Raw genomic sequence first — 19,732 nt, 5'->3', positions numbered from 1 at the left:
TCCCCCGGGTACCGGCGCGGGCCCGCCCACCGGCGCGGGAACGTGTACGGACCCGGGCCGGAACACGGGCGGGGAGCGGGGCTCACCGCCCCTGTTCCGGCCGGCCGGTCCCCATGGAGGCCAGCGCCTCGGCGATACCGGTCTCCTGGCGGCCCAGGAACGTCGGGTCCGGTTCGAACGCCACGTCCAGGGCCGCCTTGCCCGCCGCGAACAGCTCCCGGGTCCCGCCGTAGTACCAGACCGAGTCGTGCGGCTCCTCGACGCCGACCCCGTACGAGTCGATGCCCGCCGCCCGGCAGAGGGCGACCGCGCGGCGGATGTGGAAGCCCTGCGTCACCAGCACCGCGCGCTCCACACCGAAGATCCTCTTCGCGCGGGCGCACGAGTCCCAGGTGTCGAACCCCGCGTGGTCGCTGACGATGCGCCCGTCGGGCACGCCGCGGGCGGTGAGGTACGTGCGCATGGCGTCGGGCTCGTCGTACTCGACGCGGCTGTTGTCCCCGGTCACCAGCACGACCTTGACCTTGCCGTCCCGGTACAGCGCGGCCGCGGTGTCGAGCCGGTGTGCCAGGTACGGCGTCGGGCGCCCCTTCCACAGCCCCGCCCCGAAGACCACGGCGACCTCGTGCGCGGGCACGTCCGCCGTGGTGCGGAGTCTGCTGTCGGCGGCGGCGTGCAGCCAGGTCGCGGGGGCGAGCGCCAGCACGCAGCCCAGCGCGATCCCCTGCACCGCCCGCCGCTGCCCCCGCCGTTCGCGGGGCAGCAGCCGTGAGAGCCGGGGCAGCCTGCGTCGCATGTACGAACCTCCAGTGGGTGTTCCCGTCCTGTCCTCTCCGACGCGGTCCGGGGCCTTCCGGTTCGCCTCGTCCGCTGTGACCGTCATCCGCTGTGACCGTCATCCGCCGGGGCCCGCCGTCCGGGGCGCGGCCGGTGGCCGCCCGCCGTACAGGAGCGCCGCCAGGGCCGCGCCGAGGAGCCCGCCGAGCAGCTGGGCGGCGATGAAGCCCGGGAGGGAGGCGGGGGCGATGCCGGTGAAGGAGTCGGTGAGGGAGCGGCCCACGGTCGCCGCCGGATTGGCGAAGGAGCCCGAGGAGGTGAACCAGATCGCGGCGCCGATGTACGCGGCGACCGCGAGCGGGGCCAGCCTGGCCCGGCCGATCCGCTCCAGCCCCTGGATCAGGACGACCAGTCCGGCCGTGGCGACCGTCTCGCCGAGCAGCAGGTGCCCGGCCGAGCGCACCTGGGTGGACCACGTGCCGGGCACCCGCCCGAACATGGCCTCGGCGAGGAGGGCGCCGGCGACGGCGCCCGCCGTCTGCGCGGCGATGTAGAGCGCCACACCGGGACCGGCCGGGCCGCCTCGGGTGCGGCGCCCGCTCCACCAGGCGCACAGGGTGACGACCGGGTTGAGGTGGGCGCCGGAGACGGGACCGAGCAGGGCGATGAGCAGGCCGAGTCCGACCGCCGAGGAGAGGGAGTTGGCCAGCAGCCGGACGCCGGTGTCGGGGCTGAGCCCGCTCGCCCGGATGCCGGAGCCGACGATGACCGCCACCAGAGCGGCGGTGCCGACGAACTCCGCGACGGCACGGCGCGGCAATGCCCTGTTCGTATCCATATGGCCCCCGGATCGCGCTGTTGTGCCCGTGCAGTGGAAAATATATTCCGCTCAACGGAATTGATGGAAGGGGGATCTCGGCCCGGCCGGGCTGATGGCAGGATGCGCCGTATGGATCACCCAGCAGCGGCCGCCCGCAACAACGCCGAGTGGTGCCGGACCATGTGCCGCGCCCACGGTCACACCACCGGCGCCTTCGGGCCGCGTGCCTGGACCCACCCCGTGCGCACGCCGCCCTACTACCCGGACGCCGTGACCCTGCGCCCCGACGCCTCCGTCCGGGACGTGCTGCCCGGCATCGACCGCGCCGCCCCCGGCTGCTCGGTCAAGGACAGCTTCGCCGGCCTGGACCTGACGGCCGACGGCTTCGAGGTGCTCTTCGAGGCCCGGTGGATCCACCGCCCGGCCGACCTGCCCGTGCCCCGCCCGGCCTCCCCCTGGCAGCCGGTCGCGACCCCCGCGGAACTGACCGCCTGGGAGGACGCCTGGAGCGGCGGCGACGACCCCATGGACCTCTTCCCGCCCGCGCTCCTCGCCGACCCGGCGACCACCGTCCTCGCCGGACGCGGCCAGGACGGCCGGATCGTCGCCGGGGCCGTACTCAGCCACAGCGACGACGTGGTGGGCGTCTCCAACCTGTTCGGCCCGGACGAGGAGGCATGGCCCGGCTGCCTCGCCGCCGTGGCCGCCCTCCGCCCCGGCACCCCGGTCGTCGGATACGAGCACGGTGACGACCTGACCACCGCCCTGCGCCACGGCTTCACGGCCACCGGCCCGCTCCGCGTCTGGCTCGCCACCGGCTGACAGCGCGCCCCGCCCCCGCGTGAGCCGGCGGAAAACACCCGTCACCCCCACGCAACGCGGGCGCAACCTGCGCCCGCGACCATCGGTCCATGACGGAGCCGGCGCACCTTCGTGAGTCCCAGGCCCTCCGGAGTGCCGACGAGAGCACTCTCGACAGCACCGCCCAGCTGCTCACCCGCATCACCGCGCAGCTCGGCACGCAGCTGAGTCATCTCCACCTCAACGGAACGCGAAGGCCCATGAGCACCCCCGACCGTCCCACCCTCGTCGCCGTCGCCCACGGCAGCCGCGACGCCCGGGCCCTGCCCGCCGTGACCGCGCTGCTCGACCGGGTCCGCGCCCTGCGGCCCGGACTGCGGGTCCGGCTCGGCCACATCGAGCTCAACGCCCCGCTGCTCACCGACACCCTGGCCGCCCTCGGCGACAGCGAGGCCGTCCTCGTACCGCTGCTCTTCGGCCGCGGTTACCACGTCAAGCACGACCTGCCCGGCGCCGCCTGCGCCGCCCCCGGCCCCCGGACCCTGGTCGCCCCGCCGCTCGGCCCCCACCCCCTGGTCGTCGAAGCCCTCCACGCCCGGCTCGTCGAGGCCGGCTGGCGCCCCGAGCACTCCACCGGCCGCGGCACCGGGGTCGTCCTCGCCGCCGCCGGCTCCCGCGACCCCGAATCGGCCGCCGACACCCGACGGCTCGCCCGCCTGCTGAGCGAGCGTCTCGGCGGGGTGCCCGTCGTCCCCGCGTACGCCTCCGCCGCCTCGCCCACCGTCCCCGAGGCGATACGCGCGCTGGCCGCCCGCGGCCGTCACCAGGTCGCCGTCGCCTCCTGCTTCACCGCCCCCGGCCTGTTCGCCACGCGCTGCGCCGCCGCCGCGCCCTGGATCGCCTCCGCCCCGCTGGGCCCGCACCCGGCCCTCGCCCGGCTCGTCCTGCGCCGCTACGAACAGGCCCTCGCCACCCGCCCCGCCCCCCACCCGCTGGAACTCGCCTCCGTCTGACCGCTTGACCGCCCCTGCCCGCGGTTACCTTCAGTGCATGGACGGCATGCACGGTACGGAAGGCACCATCGAACCGACCCCCTACGACGGGGCCGCGACCGAACGCTGGGCCGCCGAGCCGGACAAACGTCCCGGCCGCACCGCGTTCCAGCGGGACCGCGCACGCGTCCTGCACTCGTCGGCGCTGCGCCGCCTGGCCGGCAAGACCCAGGTGGTCACCCCCGGATCCCGCAGCCACGCCTGGGACGCCAGCCCCCGCACCCGGCTGACCCACTCCCTGGAGTGCGCCCAGGTCGGCCGCGAGCTGGGCGCCGCGCTCGGCTGCGACCCCGACCTCGTCGAGGCCGCCTGCCTCTCCCACGACATGGGCCACCCGCCCTTCGGGCACAACGGCGAACAGGCGCTCAACGACTTCGCCAAGGACTGCGGCGGCTTCGAGGGCAACGCCCAGTCGCTGCGCCTGCTCACCCGCATCGAACCCAAGCGCTTCACCCACGACCCCGCGACCGGCGAACCGGTCAGCGTCGGCCTCAACCTCACCCGCGCCGCGCTCGACGCCGCGACCAAGTACCCCTGGCCGCGCGGCGCCCACCCCACCGACCCCGACTCGCCCAAGTTCGGCGTGTACGAGGACGACGTGCCGGTCTTCGACTGGATCCGGCAGGGCGCCCCCGAGAACCGCAAGTGCTTCGAGGCCCAGGTCATGGACTGGTCCGACGACGTGGCGTACTCGGTGCACGACTTCGAGGACGGACTGCACGCCGGCCACCTCGACCCCAACCTGCTCCTCGCCGAACCCGAGCGCGCCGACATCTGGCGGGTGGCCATCGGCCGGTACGTCCCGCACGACACCGACCCGCAGGAACTCGCCGACGCCCTGGACCGGCTCGTCGCCCAGGACTGGTGGCCGCACGGCTACGACGGGACGGCCGTCGCCCAGGCCCGCCTCAAGGACGCCACCAGCCAGCTCATCGGCCGCTTCTGCCTGGCCGCCGAGAGCGCCACCCGCCTGGCCCACGGCCCGGGCCGCCTCACCCGGTACGGCGCCGAGCTGGTCGTCCCCCGCGAGGCCCGCAACGAGTGCGCGGTGCTCAAGGCGGTCGCCGACCGCTATGTGATGCAGCGCGCCGAGCAGGAGGTGCTCCGGGCCGAGCAGCGGATCGTCCTCGCCGAGCTCGCCGAGGCCCTCACCGCCCGCGCCCCCGAAGGGCTGGACCCGCAGTTCCGTGCCCTCTTCGACGGCGCGGCGGACGACCGGGCCCGCAAACGGGTGATCGTCGACCAGATCTCCTCGCTCACCGACGCCTCGGCCCTGACCCTGCACGCCCGCCTGACCGCCCACCGCTGACAGGTCCTCTTTCCGCCATCACGCACCGTGCGGGAGGCTGCCACCTCACGGCGGCGTAGCGTGAACGCAGACGTGCGATGTCCTTCCGGGGGCACAGAACCTGTAAGCGGCCGCGCCGCGGGCCGGTACCTGGCGGGAACGAGGAGGCAGACAAGTGGTCGACGCAGATCAGACCTTCGTCATCGTGGGCGGGGGCCTGGCCGGGGCCAAGGCGGCGGAAACCCTCCGCGCCGAAGGGTTCAACGGCCGGGTCATCCTCATCGGGGACGAACGCGACCACCCCTACGAACGCCCGCCCCTCTCCAAGGGGTACCTGTCCGGCAAGGAGGAGCGCGAGGGCGTCTTCGTCCACGAGACCGCCTGGTACGCGCGGGCCGACATCGAACTGCACCTCGGGCAGCCCGTCACCGCCATCGACCGCGAGCACCGGACGGTCCGCCTCGGCGACGGCACCACCATCCGCTACGACAAGCTGCTCCTCGCCACCGGCTCCGAGCCGCGCCGCCTGGACATCCCCGGCACCGGCCTGGCGGGCGTCCACCACCTGCGCCGCCTCGCCCACGCCGACCGGCTCCAGGGCGTCCTGGCCGCCCTCGGCCGCGACAACGGCCACCTGGTCATCGCGGGCGCGGGCTGGATCGGCCTGGAGGTCGCCGCCGCCGCCCGCGGCTACGGTGCCGAGGTCACCGTCGTCGAGCCGGAGCCCACCCCGCTCCACCAGGTGATCGGCCCCGAGCTCGGCCAGTTCTTCACCGACCTGCACGCGGAGCACGGCGTCCGCTTCCACTTCGGCGCCCGGCTCACCGAGATCACCGGCCAGGACGGCATGGTGCTGGCCGCCCGCACCGACGACGGCGAGGAGCACCCCGCCCACGACGTGCTCGCCGCGATCGGCGCCGCCCCGCGCACCGCGCTCGCCGAGACCGCCGGGCTCGCCCTGGTGGACCGCGCCCATGGAGGAGGCGTCGCGGTCGACGCGTCCCTGCGCACCTCCGACCCCGACATCTACGCCGCCGGGGACGTGGCCGCCGCCCACCACCCCCTCCTGGGCACCCGGCTGCGGATCGAGCACTGGGCCAACGCCCTCAACGGCGGCCCGGCCGCCGCCCGCGCCATGCTCGGCCAGGACGTCTCGTACGACCGCGTCCCGTACTTCTTCTCCGACCAGTACGACCTGGGTCTGGAGTACTCGGGATGGGCGCCCCCCGGCTCGTACGACCAGGTCGTCCTGCGCGGCGACGCGGGCAAGCGGCAGTTCATCGCCTTCTGGCTGAAGGAACGCCGGGTGCTCGCCGGAATGAACGTGAATGTGTGGGACGTCACAGAGGCCATCCAAGACCTCATCCGATCCGGGGCCCCCGTGGACACCGAGGCCCTCGCCGACCCCACGACACCCCTCACCTCCGTCCTGCCGCAGCCGTAGGCCGCATTTCCCGGGACCGGTCGGGCGGGCCCCGGCCGTAAGCTTTACGCGTGGCAGGCAGGATCAACGATGACGACGTGAAGGCGGTACGGGACGCGGTCCCGATCGATGCCGTCGTGTCCGAGTACCTCCAGCTGCGCAACGCCGGCGGCGGCAACCTCAAGGGGCTGTGCCCCTTCCACGACGAGAAGTCCCCCTCCTTCCAGGTCAGCCCCAGCAAGGGTCTCTTCCACTGCTTCGGCTGCCAGGAGGGCGGGGACACCATCGCCTTCGTGATGAAGATCGACCACCTCTCCTTCTCGGAGACGGTCGAGCGGCTCGCCGCCAAGGCGGGCATCACCCTGCGTTACGAGGAGGGCGGCTACAACCCCGGCCACCAGCGGGGCGAGCGGATCCGCCTGGTCGAGGCCCACCGGGCCGCCGCCCAGTTCTACATCGACCAACTGGACAGCGCCGAGGCCGAGATCGGCCGCAAGTTCCTCGCCGAGCGCGGCTTCGACCAGGCCGCCGCCCAGCACTTCGACGTCGGCTACAGCCCGGCCGGCTGGGACCACCTCACCCGCTTCCTGCGCGGCAAGGGCTTCTCCGACAAGGAGCTGATCCTCTCCGGCCTCTCCCAGGACGGCCGGCGCGGCCCCATCGACCGCTTCCGGGGACGGCTGATGTGGCCCATCCGGGACGTCGGCGGCGAGGTCGTCGGCTTCGGCGCGCGCAAACTGCGCGACGACGACAACGGCCCCAAGTACCTCAACACCCCCGAGACCCCGATCTACAAGAAGTCCCAGGTGCTGTACGGCATCGACCTGGCCAAGAAGGACATCGCCAAGTCCAGCCGGGCCGTCGTCGTCGAGGGCTACACCGACGTCATGGCCTGCCACCTCGCCGGGGTCACCACCGCCATCGCCACCTGCGGCACCGCCTTCGGCGGCGACCACATCAAGATCCTCCGCCGGCTGCTGATGGACAACGGCTCCGCCCGCGTGATCTTCACCTTCGACGGCGACGCGGCAGGCCAGAAGGCCGCCCTGCGGGCATTCGAGGACGACCAGAAGTTCGCCGCCGAGACCTACATCGCGATCGCCCCCGACGGGATGGACCCCTGCGACCTGCGGCTCGCCAAGGGGGACGCGGCCGTCGAGGAGCTCGTCCAGCCCCGCACCCCCCTCTTCGAGTTCGCGCTGCGCCAGATCGTCGGCCGGTACGACCTGGAGACCCCGGCCGGCCGTGCCGCCGCGCTCGACGAGGCCGCCCCGATCGTGGCCCGCATCAAGAACGTCGCCTCGCAGCACGAGGTGGCCGTCCAGCTCGCGGGCATGGTCGGCATCCTGGACACCCAGTTCGTCGTCAAGCGCGTCGCGCAGCTCGCGCGCTGGGCCAGGGACCGCAGCGGCCGGGGCCCGGCCCAGGCCCGCCCGGCCGCCGCCAACCCCCAGGCCCCGGCCCCGGCCGTCCAGCCGGGCCCCGCGCTCAACCTGCGCAGCCCGGCCCACCGCACCGAGCGCGAGCTGCTCAAGCTCGCCCTCCAGCACCCGGGCCTGGTCTCCCCGGCCTTCGACGCGTACGGGGCCGACGAGTTCACCGCCCCGCCCTACGCCGCCGTGCGCCAGACCATCGCCGAGGCGGGCGGTGCCGAGCAGGGCACCGAGGACACCACCGGCTACCTGGCCCGGGTCCGGGAGGCCGCGCCCAACGACACGGTGCGCGCCCTGGTCACCGAGCTCGCCGTGGAGGCGGTGCACGCCAGGACCGTCGACGAGACGTACGCGGGCATGCAGCTGGTCTCCGTACGGCTGCGCGCGGTCGACCGCCGCATCCGCGACGTCCAGGGCACCCTGGCCCGGCTCGCCGGCCACGGCGACCCGGCCGAGCTGTCGGCCGTCCAGAACGAACTGTGGGTCCTCCAGCAGTACGGCCAGTCGCTCCGCAACCAGGGCGCGGACGCGCTCTAGGTCCTGTCCGGGCGGACCGACGGCGGCCGTCCGCGCTCCGGTGCGCCCGTCCGCCCGCGCCCGTCCCGTAATCGTCCGGTCACGCACCGGTCCCAGAAAGTGGGCGCACGCCCCTCGTGGCGATGATGTGTCGTACCCCACACTGGGGGCGGTGCCTGAGTCCTCGGAGCGCGGCCGGTCCACCGATGGTGGGCGTCCGACCCCCGCTGTTCCGCTCATCGTGTACGGGACGGAAAACGGTGGCCCGGCCGCCGCCGTCCCGCCGCCGCGCGCCCCCGAACCGGCAGCGATCACCCTGGAGGTCGCCCCCGTGCAGACCCGGACCCAGACCCCGGCCGTCGTCGATCCTGCCGCGGCCACCGGCGCACCCGCCGCCCCGGAGGTCCCGCTCCAGTGCCTCCCCGCGCACCACCCGGACGCGGTGCCCGACGCCGTACCGGAGCCGGGGCCCGACGGGGCGGCCCCCGCGGAAGCGGACGCCGCCGGATCGGACGTCGCGTACGACGCGGGACCGGAGCAGCCGGCGCCCGGCCCGGCGCGCGGGCGGGCCGCCGACACGGGCGGCAACGGCCCCTCATCCGACCTGTTCCGCCAGTACCTGCGCGAGATCGGCCGCATCCCGCTGCTGACCGCCGCCGAGGAGGTCGAACTGGCCCGCCGGGTCGAGGCCGGGCTGTTCGCCGAGGAGAAGCTCGCCTCCACGCCCGACCTGGACTCCCGGCTCGCGCTCGACCTCGACCGGCTCGTCGTCATGGGCCGGATGGCCAAGCGCCGCCTCATCGAGGCGAACCTGCGGCTCGTCGTCTCCGTCGCCAAGCGCTACGTCGGCCGCGGCCTGACCATGCTGGACCTCGTCCAGGAGGGCAACCTGGGCCTGATCAGGGCGGTCGAGAAGTTCGACTACGCCCGTGGCTACAAGTTCTCGACGTACGCCACCTGGTGGATCCGCCAGGCCATGTCACGCGCCCTCGCCGACCAGGCCCGCACCATCCGCGTCCCGGTCCATGTCGTCGAGCTGATCAACCGGGTCGTGCGGGTCCAGCGCCGGATGCTCCAGGAGCGCGGCTACGAACCCACCCACGAGGAGGTCGCCGCCCACCTGGAGCTGACCTCCGAGCGGGTCGGCGAGGTGCTGCGCCTCGCCCAGGAACCGGTCTCGCTGCACGCGCCCGTCGGCGAGGAGGACGACGTTGCCCTCGGCGACCTCATCGAGGACGGCGATGCCGCCTCCCCCGTGGAGTCCGCCGCCTTCCTCCTGCTGCGCGAGCACCTGGAGGCGGTCCTCTCCACCCTCGGCGAGCGCGAACGCAAGGTCGTCCAGCTGCGCTACGGCCTCGACGACGGCAGGCCCCGCACCCTGGAGGAGATCGGACGGATCTTCGGCGTGACGCGCGAACGCATCCGCCAGATCGAGTCCAAGACCCTCAACAAGCTGCGGGACCACGCCTTCGCCGACCAGCTGCGCGGCTATCTGGACTAGGGAGTGTCCCGCCGGTCGTGCCGGGCTCGTGCGCCCGGGCGTACCCCGGGCGCCGGACCCCTCTCCATCACTTCCCGCCCACGGGTCAGTCCACCTCGGCGACCGCCTGGGCGAACTGGGCCGCGTACAGCCGCGCGTACGCGCCCCCGGCCAGCAACAGCTCGTCGTGCGTGCCCTGTTCGACGATCGAACCGTTCTCCATCACCAGGATCACGTCCGCGTCCCGGATGGTGGAGAGCCGGTGCGCGATCACGAAGGACGTCCGCCCGTCGGCCAGCCGCGCCATCGCCTTCTGGATCAGCACCTCGGTCCGGGTGTCGACGGAGCTGGTCGCCTCGTCCAGCACCAGGATCACCGGGTCGGACAGGAACGCCCGGGCGATGGTGATCAGCTGCTTCTCGCCCGCGCTGACGCCCGCCCCCTCGTCGTCGATGACGGTGTCGTAGCCGTCGGGGAGGGTGCGGACGAACCGGTCGGCGTGCGCGGCCCGCGCGGCCTCCTCGATCTCCTCCCGCGTCACCTCGCGCGAAGCGCCGTAGGCGATGTTGTCGGCGATCGTGCCGCCGAACAGCCAGGTGTCCTGGAGGACCATGCCGATCCCGGAGCGCAGCTCCTCGCGGGACATCCGGGCCACGTCCACCCCGTCGAGCAGGATCCGGCCGCCGGTCACCTCGTAGAACCGCATCAGCAGGTTCACCAGCGTCGTCTTGCCCGCACCGGTCGGACCCACGATCGCGACCGTCTGCCCCGGCTCCACCGTCAGCGACAGATCCTCGATCAGCGGCCGGTCCTCCTCGTAACGGAACGCCACCTTCTCCAGCGACACCCGGCCGGCCGGACGCTCGGGCAGAGCGGCCCGGTCCGACTCCGGGGCGTCCGGCTCCTGCTCGTCCGCGTCCAGCAGCTCGAAGACCCGCTCGGCGGACGCCACACCGGACTGCACCAGGTTCGCCATCGACGCCACCTGCGTCAGCGGCATGGAGAACTGACGGGAGTACTGGATGAACGCCTGGACGTCACCGATCGACAGCGTGCCCGACGCGACCCGCAGACCGCCCACCACGGCCACCAGCACATAGTTCAGGTTCGAGACGAAGAACATCAGCGGCTGCATGATCCCGCTGTTGAACTGCGCCTTGAACCCGGCCTCGTACAGCGCCTCGTTCTGCTCCCGGAAGTCCGCCGCGGCCTCGTCCTGCCGCCCGAAGACCTTCACCAGGGCATGGCCCGTGTACATCTCCTCGATGTGGGCGTTCAGCTTGCCGGTCGTCTGCCACTGCTGCACGAAGTGCGGCTGCGACCGCTTTCCCACCTTCGTCGCCACCACCACCGACACCGGCACGGTCACCAGCGCGACCAGCGCCAGCAGCGGCGAGATCCAGAACATCATCGCCAGGACGCCCACGATGGTCAGCGCCGAGTTGATCAGCTGCCCCATCGTCTGCTGCATGGTCTGGGAGATGTTGTCGATGTCGTTCGTCGCCCGGCTGAGCACCTCGCCCCGCTTGGCCCGGTCGAAGTACGACAGCGGCAGCCGCTCCAGCTTCGCCTGGACGTCCTCGCGCATCCGGTACACGGTCCGGTTGATCACACTGATCGACAGCCGCGTCGACACCAGCATCAGCAGCCCGGCCGCCACGTAGATCGCCAGGACGACGAGCAGCACCCCGCCGACGGCTCCGAAGTCGATGCCCTGCCCCGGGACGAAGTCCACGCCGGAGAGCATGTCCGCCAGACCGCCGTCACCGTCCGCCCGCAGGGCCGCGATCGCCTGCTCCTTGGACGCGCCGTCCGGCATCCCGCGCCCGACGACGCCCGCGAAGACCAGGTCGGTCGCCCCGCCCAGGATCTTGGGCCCGACCACCGACAGCGCGACGCTCAGCACGCCCGCCACCAGCATCGCCCACAGCGTCATCCGCTCCGGCGCCAACTGCCGCAGCAGGCGCCTGCCGGACCCCTTGAAGTCCATGGACCGCTGGTCGGGGCCGCCCCCGGCCATCATCCGTCCACCAGGACCGGCCATCAGGCTGCCTCCGCCTCGGTCAGCTGGGAGAGCACGATCTCCCGGTACGTCTCGTTGTCCCGCATCAGTTCGTGATGACGGCCCGTCCCGACGACCCGGCCCTCGTCGAGGACCACGATCCGGTCGGCGTCCCGGATGGTCGACACCCGCTGCGCGACGATCACGACGGTCGCCTCGGCGGTCTCCCGCGACAGCGCCGCACGCAGCCGCGCGTCCGTCGTGTAGTCCAGCGCCGAGAACGAGTCGTCGAAGAGAAAGATCTCCGGCCGCTGCACCAGCGTCCGCGCGATGGCGAGCCGCTGCCGCTGCCCGCCGGACACGTTCGTACCGCCCTGGGCGATCGGCGCGTCCAGGCCGCCCTCCAGGCCCCGGACGAAATCGGCGGCCTGGGCGACCTCCAGCGCGTGCCACAACTCCTCGTCGGTCGCGTCCGGGTTGCCGTAGCGCAGGTTCGTCGAGACCGTCCCCGAGAAGAGGTACGGCTTCTGGGGCACCAGGCCCACGGTCCGCGCCATCAGCATCGGATCCAGCTCGCGCACGTCCACCCCGTCGACCAGCACCTCGCCGCCGGTCACGTCGAACAGCCGCGGCACGAGGCCGAGCAGCGTCGACTTGCCGCTGCCCGTCGACCCGATGACCGCGGTGGTCTCGCCGGGCCTGGCGACCAGATCGACCTCCCGCAGCACGGACTCCTCGGCCCCGGGGTAGCGGAAGTCGGCGCCCCGCACCTCCAGATGGCCGTGGCGCCGCAGCTCCCGCACCGGAGCGGCCGGCGGCACCACACTGCTGTGGGTGCCCAGCACCTCCTCGATGCGCTCGGCGCACACCTCGGCGCGCGGCACCATCATGAACATGAAGGTGGCCATCATCACGGCCATCACGATCTGCATCAGATACGCGAGGAAGGCCGTCAGGGCCCCGATCTCCATCCCGCCGCTGTCGATCCGGTGCGCGCCGAACCAGACCACCGCGATGCTCGACACGTTCACCACGGTCATCACCGTCGGGAACATCAGCGCCATCAGCCGGCCGGTGGACATCGACACATCGGTCAGCTCGGTGTTGGACCCGCGGAACCGCTCGCGCTCGTACGCGTCCCGCACGAAGGCGCGGATCACCCGGTTGCCGGTGATCTGCTCGCGCAGCACCCGGTTCACGGTGTCCAGCCGCTCCTGCATCGTGCGGAAGAGCGGCCGCATCCGCCTCACGATCAGCGACACGGCGATCCCGAGCACCGGCACCACCGCCAGCAGTACCGCCGACAGCGGCACGTCCTGGCCGAGCGCCATGACGATGCCGCCCACGCACATGATCGGCGCCGACACCATCAGGGTGAACGCCATCAGCACCAGCATCTGGACCTGCTGCACGTCGTTGGTCGTACGGGTGATCAGCGAAGGCGCCCCGAACTGGCCGAGCTCCCGCGCCGAGAACGACTGCACCCGGTCGAAGACCGCTGCGCGCACATCCCTCCCCAGCGCCGAAGCGGTGCGCGCCCCGTAGTACACGGCGCCGATGTTGCCGACGACCTGGACCACGGAGACCGCGACCATGAGCGCGCCGAATTCCAGGATGTAACCGGTGTCCCCCTTCACGACACCGTTGTCGATGATGTCCGCGTTCAGGGTGGGCAGGTAGAGGCTGGCGCAGGTCTGGAGGAGCTGGAGCACCACCAACAGGGCTATGGGCCGCTTGTACGGCCCCAGATGGTTCCGCAGTAGTTGTCTGAGCACACCATCAACTATCGCCCGCGCCCCCGAGCCGTTACGACTCGTTTTCGCGGCCCCCCGCAACCCCCGGAAGGGGCCGCTTCACAGCGACGTCCGCCCCGGGGGCACCGGCGGACCGGGCCGGCGGCACCGGCCGCCGCAGCCCCGCCCCCGGACGGACGCCGATACGGACGCCGATACCTTCCGGGTGCTTCCTAGGCCCCGAACGCCCCCGGGTGCAGCTGATCGCGGGTCGCGCCGTACTGCTGGCGCACCGCCTGCCCCACCGCGAGCTCGTCGCCCGCCTCGAAGACCTGGGCGGCGGCGCCGTGCCAGGCCGGCGGGGCCTGCGGCGACAGCGTCCCCCGGCTCACCCCGAGGGCCCAGGCGGCCTGGCGGGCCGCGCCGAGCGCCGCGTAGTCCGCCGGCTGGGGCACGACGACCTGCGCGCCGAAGATCGCGGGCGCCGCGGCCTGCACGGCCGGCAGCTCGGCGGCCGCCCCCAGCAGGAACACCCGGCGCATCTCCACACCCCGCCCGCGCAGCACGTCCATCGCGTCCGCCAGCGAGCAGAGCATGCCCTCGAACGCCGCCCTCGCCAGGTGCTCCGGCTTCATCGACTCACGGCGCAGCCCGCTCAGCGTCCCGGCGGTGTGCGGCAGCTGAGGCGTCCGCTCACCCTCCAGATAGGGCAGCAGCACCAGCCCGGAGGCGCCCGGCGTCGACTTCAGCGCCAGCGCCGACAGCTCCTCCAGACCCTCGGCCCCCAGCATCTCGGCGGCCCCGCGCAGCACCCGTACCGCGTTGGAGGTGTGCACGACCGGCATGTGCATCCCCGAGGCGTCGGCGAACGCGGTGATCATCCCGCTCGGGTCGGCCAGCGCCTCGTGGTGGACGGCCATCACCGAACCGGACGCCCCGAGCGACACCACGGCGTCCCCCGGCCCGAGCCCCAGTCCCAGCGCGGCGGCCATGGTCTCGCCGGTCCCGGCGGAGATCAGCAGCCCCTCGGGCGTCATGCCGGCCGCCTCGGCGGGACCCAGCACCTCCGGCAGCGCGGCCTGGTGGCCCAGGGCCAGCTCGACCAGATCCGGCCGGTACGTACCGCTGCCCGCCGACCAGTAGCCGGTACCCGAAGCGGCGCCCCGGTCGGTCGTCCTGCGCACCGGCCGGCCCAGCAGCTGCCACACCAGCCAGTCGTGCGGCTGCATCACCATGGCGACGCGCTGCGCCGCCTCCGGCTCGTTGCGCGCCAGCCAGCGCAGCTTCGACACCGGCTGCGCCGCCTGGGGTACGCACCCCACGGCCTCGGCCCACGCCCGGCGTCCGCCGAACCCCTCGACCAGATCGGCGGCGGCCACCTGCGCCCGCTTGTCGTTGCCGACCAGCGCGGGGCGCACCAGGGAGCCCTGCCGGTCCAGCGGGACCAGTCCGTGCTGCTGCGCGGAGACGCCGATGGCCTGGACCCCTTCGAGCAGCCCGCCCGAGGCGGCCTCGCCCAGTGACAGCAGCCATGCCTGCGGGTCGACCTCGGTGGCCTTCGGCTCCACGGGGTGCGGGGCATAGCCCTGCCGCAAGACGGCACCCGTGTCCGCGTCGCAGACGACGATACGTGTGAAACCCGACGAACTGTCCAACCCTGCGACTATCCCCATACCGAAGATTCTGCCGCACTCCGCCGGGTGCCGGGCCCGAGGTGCACCGGCCGCCCGGGCCCGGCTCCCGGGCCCCTCGCGCGATCCGTGGCGTGGGTCTCCCGTCCGGATCCGGACCGGGGCCGGGCTCGCGCGCCCCGGCACCGCGCGTCGCCGCGTCGTCGCCGGTCGCCGCGCGATCCGTCCCCTCGGACCCGGGGGCCCGGGGATGCCCCAGGCGCCGGACCCCGCTCACCGTTCCGGCCCGATCCGGACACGGCCTAGGTGTTGCTGGTCCCCCAGTCGTCCTCGCCGCCCTGGCTGCGCTCCCGCAGCGACCGCACGCGCTGGGCGACGGAGTCGGGCACCCTGTCCCCGACCTTGTCGCTCACGGCGTGGAAGGCCTTGCCGGCCGCGTCGCGGCTGGTCTGGGCCGCCGACTCGGCGGCGTTGCGCACGGCCGGGTTCTGGGACAACTGACGCGCGGACTTCCGGAGCTGTTCGTAGCGTTCGCGCCCGGCCCGTGTGCCGAGGACGTACCCGACGGCCAGTCCGACGACGAACGTGAGCTTGTACCGCATGGCTGCCACCCTTCCGTAGGCGTAGGTGCTGGCCGCCTACCCGGGATGGCCGGAGATCACCCCGATCACCCGCTGGTGACCCAGCCGGTGGTCCGGGCGATACCGATTGGCGGAGCACCCCCCTGCTTGCGCTAATGTATGTGTCGCAGCGAGCGAGCGCCGCCCGGGAGCCTCCCGGGTAGGTACGTTCGGTGCAACGCAGCAATCCCCTGTAGCTCAATTGGCAGAGCAGCCGGCTGTTAACCGGCAGGTTACTGGTTCGAGTCCAGTCGGGGGAGCGCGGTCCCCTGTAGCTCAATTGGCAGAGCATTCGGCTGTTAACCGGAGGGTTGCTGGTTCGAGTCCAGCCGGGGGAGCAATGACGGAAGAGGACCCCCAGCGGGGTCCTCTTCCGTTTTTCTGGCGTTTTCCGGCGTTTTTCGGCTCCGGTGGAACCGCGCAGGGCGCAGCGCAGTCCTCATGGTCATGCGTTGCCGACCATCCGGAGCAGGAGATCGTATGAGCGGCTATGCTGCGGCAGACGGCGCGCACAAATGTGCGCGACGCGCCGTTAGGGGCGGTAGCTCAGCCGGTTAGAGCAGCGGACTCATAATCCGTCGGCCGTGGGTTCGAGTCCCACCCGCCCCACCACAGGCCAGTGGTGAAGAAACGTTTCGCCCGTCGGCTCCGCCGGCCGGACGCGACGCGAAGGCACCCGCGAGGGTGCTGCCGGGCCAGGGGTCCCCGCGGGGGACGTCCGGGACGGCCGTTCCCTCGTCCGGCGGGCCCGGGTCCGCGGCCAGGGGCCGCCGCCTTCGTCCGTACGCCGGTCAAGGTCCGTAACCGGGTGTGACGATCACCTCACCCCGGCCCCCCGCACCCCGGCGCCCCGCACCTCCTCACTCCCCGGACCCTCTCACCCCCGCGACCCGGCAGGACCCGCCGTCGTCGGGTCCCCGCCGGCGAGACGGCCCGCCCGGGCGGCGGCCTCGGCGTTGAGGCGCCGGTAGTCCGCCACCTCCGCGCGGTGCCGCTCGGCCCAGCCCACGGTGAACCGGTCGAACAGCTCGCGATGCGTCCTGGAGAGCCCCACCTTCCGGTCGCACTCGGCGGAGGCCACCGCCGTCCCGTGGTCGGGCTTCCGGAAGATCCCCGCACCGGCCCGGCTTTCGGCCGCCGCCGCTTCGAGCGCGTCGTCGGGCGTGGTGAATTCACGACCCCGGTCCCGCATGCAGCTGCTCCATTCCCGGGTCACCCGTGCGTAGTCCGGGCTCTTCTTCACCTCGTCATTCACGGGAAGGAATCGGCTGTTCACGAACGTGTCGGCCCGTATCCATTTCTCGTACGCGCCGTAGAGCTCGGTGCGCGCCTGTGCGAGACAGCCCGAGGCGGGACTTTCCATGACGCCCACTCCGGGGACCTCCACCTTGATCGTCGGCTGGTCGGGCGGACCGCCGAGTGTGTTGCTCCACGCTTCCCGCTGCCGAGGCGTCAGTTTCTTGAGATAGCCCGCCTCCGCGCGTTCCGCCTTCGATCCGGTCCTCTCCTCGGTGATGTTCCCGAAGCCCTCCCGGCGGGCCCGCTCCACATCGTCCCGGTGCATTTCCCTCAGCCGGTCACCGGCGGCGGCCTCGAATGCCTCGGCGGTGGCCGCGTCGTAGAAATACGAGAAGCCGCGGCGGGCCATGCAGGTCCGTACGAGCTCCTGCTCGGCGTCGGCGAGCAACCGTTTCGTCCCGGCGGGCAGGTGCAGCGCCTGCCGCAGCGCCTCGGCGTCGGCGGCCCGGGACGGCGCGGGTGCGCCGTGCGGGCCGTCGGGGCTCGCGCAGGCGGAGGCGGACAGGGCGAGGGCGACCGTGGCGAGCAGGCGGAGAACGGCCGGAGTGCCGTTGCGCGTCATTGCTGTCTCCTGGGAATCCGGTGGTGGGGGCGGTACGGGATTTCCCGTCCCGTACCGCCCACGCGTTCGCCCGGTCAGCCGCAGCTGCTGACCTTCTTGATGGACTCGACGGTCCTTTCGGGGGAGTGGTGCGTCCATCGCGCCCCCGGGCGCGAGCACCCCATGTAGCCGCTGTATCCGGTGCCGGAGTAGAGCTCCATTCCGGCCTGGGACATGCGGTTGTAGGACGAGCGGTCATTGTTGTTCAGCGGCGCGGGGACCGGGTCCTTGTGGTAGCTGTAGGCCCGGTACTGGCCCACGTTGTTGTAGTCGGTCCACATGCAGAAATTGCCGGACGCGCAGTCACTGGGTGCCGCCTGGGCGGGAGCGGCGAGGAGCAGACTTCCCGCGATGAGACCGGTCGCGGCCACGGCCGATGCGATGGTCTTCCTGATCAAAAGATTCACCTCGATCTGTTGTTCCGGGCAGGGCTGCGCGGAACGGCGAATGGGATGGGGAATGCGGCCGGGCGACGGAACTCCGAAAGGGGAGCCGTCGAATTCGTCCGGGCCGGTCAGATCCTGTGACGCGGTGCGCGGACGGGGCAACGGCCGTGGTCCGTCCCGGACAGCGCCCACCCGTCCCGGTCCGCGTACCCGCACGTTCCGGCACTGTCCCGCGGCCGCCCCGGACATGTCCCGTCCCGTGTCCGGTCCCTGCTCGGACAGGCCGCGGGACCGGCGCGCGCTGCCGCCCGTGGCGTCCCGGCGCCACGGGAAGGGTGACGACGGGCGCGGCGCGATGACGCGGAGCGGGCGGAGCGCGGGGGCTCCCGGAGAGGTGGGAGCGGGTGGCGAGGCGCGGAGGCCGAACACCCGTCGGACATACCAGCTGTTGTCCTACTGCAATTCTATTAATCCCAACGAGTGGCACGAATTCAGATTTTCGGCGGCCAGCCAGAAGAATGCGAAGCCTGCCCTTCGTTGGAGGTCCCCTTGCCCCGCCCCGTCCCGCCCGCGTCCCCCGCGTCGACCATGACGACCCTCGGGTACGCGTTGTTCGCCACCCGCTGGCTCCAAGCGCCCCTGTACTTCGGCCTGGTGGCCGCCCAGGGCGTCTACGTCTACAAGTTCTTCAACGAGCTGTGGAGCCTCATCGAGCACGTCATCACCGGCCAGGCGGACGAGACGCATGTGATGCTCGCCGTCCTCAAGCTGGTCGATGTGGTGATGATCGCCAATCTGCTGATCATGGTGATCGTCGGGGGGTACGAGACCTTCGTCTCCCGCATCGGGCTCCAGGGGCACCGCGACCAGCCCGAGTGGCTGTCGCACGTGAACTCCAACGTGCTGAAGGTCAAGCTGGCCACCGCGATCGTCGGCATCTCCTCGGTCCACCTGCTCCAGATGTTCGTGGACGTGCACCACACCAGCCGGCACTCGCTGCTCTGGGGGACGGTGATCCATATGGCGTTCGTGTTCTCGGCGGCGATCCTGGCCTACATGTCCGGCCCCATGGCGGCGCACGAGAGCCGGGGGCACGCGCCGAAGGAGCCGCACGTCGCGATCCTGCCGCGGCAGCGGGACCGCCGTGAGGCCGGCGAGCAGGCGGAGCGCGAGGACCCGAGGGCGGGGGCCGAGGCGCGGATCGAGGCGGCGGGCTTCCCGTCCCGCAAGGTCCTGGAGATGTTCGACGACGGCCATCTCCGGTCGCCCGACCCGCAGACGCTCGTCCGGCTGGGCAAGACCGACTTCATCACCCGCCGGAGCAATGTGGTCTTCCTCGGGGCACCGGGCACCGGCAAGACGCACCTCGCCGTCGCGCTGGGCGTGCGGGCCTGCCAGGCGGGTCACCGAGTGCAGTTCGCCACCGCCGCCGAGTGGGCCGCCCGGCTCGGTGAGGCCAAGGCCGCCGGCCGCCTGGGCAAGGAGCTGGCCCGGCTGGACGACTGCCCGCTGCTGATCGTGGACGAACTCGGTTATGTGCCCTTCGAGGACGAGGCGGCCAACCTCCTCTTCCAGCTCGTCTCGCACCGCTACGAGCGCGCCTCGCTGATCGTGACCAGCGACCGGCCCTTCGGCCGGTGGGACGAGGTGTTCGGCGACCCCGGTCTGGCCTCGGCGACGGTGGACCGGCTCGCCCATCACGCGGAGGTCGTCACCCTCGAAGGGGAGAGCTACCGCACCCGCCGGCTCGAAGGCGTCGCCGTCAACGGCTGGGGCGAGCCGGGCAGGTGAGGACGGGCGCGACAGGAGCCCCGGACCGCCATGACCGGGGCCCCTGTGCGGCGGTCCGCCCGATGACCGCCGTCCATGG

Annotated in this window: 15 protein-coding genes and 3 tRNA genes; 10 read left to right on the top strand and 8 right to left on the bottom strand. The window is 72.6% G+C overall.

The annotated features are described in order from the left end of the window. Nucleotides 1–82: 82 nt before the first annotated feature. On the bottom strand, nt 83–796 hold the full coding sequence (locus PUR26_RS13135; RefSeq protein WP_329872302.1) for a SanA/YdcF family protein: 714 nt from the start codon (nt 794–796) through the stop codon (nt 83–85). Between the two features lie 99 nt (nt 797–895). Further along, entirely contained in the window at nt 896–1,615 is a 720-nt protein-coding gene (locus PUR26_RS13130; RefSeq protein ID WP_329872300.1) for an aquaporin, read from the bottom strand. A gap of 102 nt (nt 1,616–1,717) precedes the next feature. Here PUR26_RS13130 and PUR26_RS13125 point away from each other — a divergent pair, with 102 nt between their 5' ends. From PUR26_RS13125 to PUR26_RS13100, 6 genes are all read left to right on the top strand, one after another. Next, entirely contained in the window at nt 1,718–2,419 is a 702-nt protein-coding gene (locus PUR26_RS13125; protein ID WP_443077062.1) for a hypothetical protein, read from the top strand. A gap of 89 nt (nt 2,420–2,508) precedes the next feature. Continuing rightward, a complete protein-coding gene (locus tag PUR26_RS13120; RefSeq protein ID WP_329872295.1) occupies nt 2,509–3,411 on the top strand; it encodes a sirohydrochlorin chelatase in 903 nt (300 codons plus the stop codon). A 37-nt stretch (nt 3,412–3,448) separates the two neighbouring features. Continuing rightward, nucleotides 3,449–4,759, top strand: coding sequence for a deoxyguanosinetriphosphate triphosphohydrolase (locus tag PUR26_RS13115; protein WP_329872293.1), 1,311 nt, complete (start codon nt 3,449–3,451; stop codon nt 4,757–4,759). 154 nt (nt 4,760–4,913) lie between these two features. Next, entirely contained in the window at nt 4,914–6,182 is a 1,269-nt protein-coding gene (locus PUR26_RS13110; RefSeq protein WP_329872292.1) for an NAD(P)/FAD-dependent oxidoreductase, read from the top strand. Nucleotides 6,183–6,232: 50 nt separating this feature from the next. Further along, nucleotides 6,233–8,131, top strand: a complete 1,899-nt coding sequence (gene dnaG, locus PUR26_RS13105) for a DNA primase (RefSeq protein WP_329872291.1) — start codon at nt 6,233–6,235, stop codon at nt 8,129–8,131. Between the two features lie 151 nt (nt 8,132–8,282). Continuing rightward, complete coding sequence (locus PUR26_RS13100; RefSeq protein WP_329872290.1) at nt 8,283–9,611, top strand: RNA polymerase sigma factor; 1,329 nt, start codon at nt 8,283–8,285, stop codon at nt 9,609–9,611. Nucleotides 9,612–9,696: 85 nt separating this feature from the next. Here the strand turns inward: PUR26_RS13100 and PUR26_RS13095 are convergent, their stop codons facing one another. The 4 genes from PUR26_RS13095 to PUR26_RS13080 form a co-directional block, all read right to left on the bottom strand. Beyond that, the gene (locus tag PUR26_RS13095) at nt 9,697–11,634 is read right to left on the bottom strand and encodes an ABC transporter ATP-binding protein (protein ID WP_329872288.1); all 1,938 of its coding nucleotides are present in this window, start codon (nt 11,632–11,634) and stop codon (nt 9,697–9,699) included. Further along, the gene (locus tag PUR26_RS13090; RefSeq protein ID WP_329872287.1) at nt 11,634–13,367 is read right to left on the bottom strand and encodes an ABC transporter ATP-binding protein; all 1,734 of its coding nucleotides are present in this window, start codon (nt 13,365–13,367) and stop codon (nt 11,634–11,636) included. The genes PUR26_RS13095 and PUR26_RS13090 overlap by 1 nt, the downstream gene beginning before the upstream one ends. A gap of 191 nt (nt 13,368–13,558) precedes the next feature. Beyond that, the gene (locus PUR26_RS13085; RefSeq protein WP_329872286.1) at nt 13,559–14,998 is read right to left on the bottom strand and encodes an FGGY family carbohydrate kinase; all 1,440 of its coding nucleotides are present in this window, start codon (nt 14,996–14,998) and stop codon (nt 13,559–13,561) included. Between the two features lie 260 nt (nt 14,999–15,258). Further along, a complete protein-coding gene (locus PUR26_RS13080; RefSeq protein ID WP_329872285.1) occupies nt 15,259–15,558 on the bottom strand; it encodes a YtxH domain-containing protein in 300 nt (99 codons plus the stop codon). 205 nt (nt 15,559–15,763) lie between these two features. Here PUR26_RS13080 and PUR26_RS13075 point away from each other — a divergent pair. From PUR26_RS13075 to PUR26_RS13065, 3 genes are all read left to right on the top strand, one after another. Continuing rightward, nucleotides 15,764–15,836 (top strand) — tRNA-Asn (locus PUR26_RS13075). A 5-nt stretch (nt 15,837–15,841) separates the two neighbouring features. After that, nucleotides 15,842–15,914, top strand: a tRNA-Asn gene (locus tag PUR26_RS13070). Nucleotides 15,915–16,111: 197 nt separating this feature from the next. After that, nucleotides 16,112–16,188 (top strand) — tRNA-Ile (locus tag PUR26_RS13065). A 265-nt stretch (nt 16,189–16,453) separates the two neighbouring features. On the opposite strand, the gene PUR26_RS13060 is transcribed toward PUR26_RS13065, so the two are convergent. Then, the gene (locus tag PUR26_RS13060) at nt 16,454–17,437 is read right to left on the bottom strand and encodes a hypothetical protein (RefSeq protein WP_329872283.1); all 984 of its coding nucleotides are present in this window, start codon (nt 17,435–17,437) and stop codon (nt 16,454–16,456) included. 74 nt (nt 17,438–17,511) lie between these two features. Next, nucleotides 17,512–17,874 (bottom strand): peptidase inhibitor family I36 protein, encoded by a 363-nt coding sequence (locus PUR26_RS13055; protein ID WP_329872281.1) that lies wholly within the window; start codon nt 17,872–17,874, stop codon nt 17,512–17,514. 576 nt (nt 17,875–18,450) lie between these two features. On the opposite strand from PUR26_RS13055, the gene istB reads away from it, so the two are divergent. Then, complete coding sequence (gene istB / locus PUR26_RS13050; RefSeq protein ID WP_443077066.1) at nt 18,451–19,653, top strand: IS21-like element helper ATPase IstB; 1,203 nt, start codon at nt 18,451–18,453, stop codon at nt 19,651–19,653. The last annotated feature ends 79 nt before the right edge of the window (nt 19,654–19,732 follow it).

Origin of the sequence: Streptomyces sp. SP18CS02 (assembly GCF_036322365.1) — a bacterium.
In the GTDB taxonomy this organism is placed as follows: domain Bacteria; phylum Actinomycetota; class Actinomycetes; order Streptomycetales; family Streptomycetaceae; genus Streptomyces.
The sequence above is the reverse complement of the archived record's forward strand: the minus strand, read 5'-3'. Positions and strand labels throughout refer to the sequence as shown.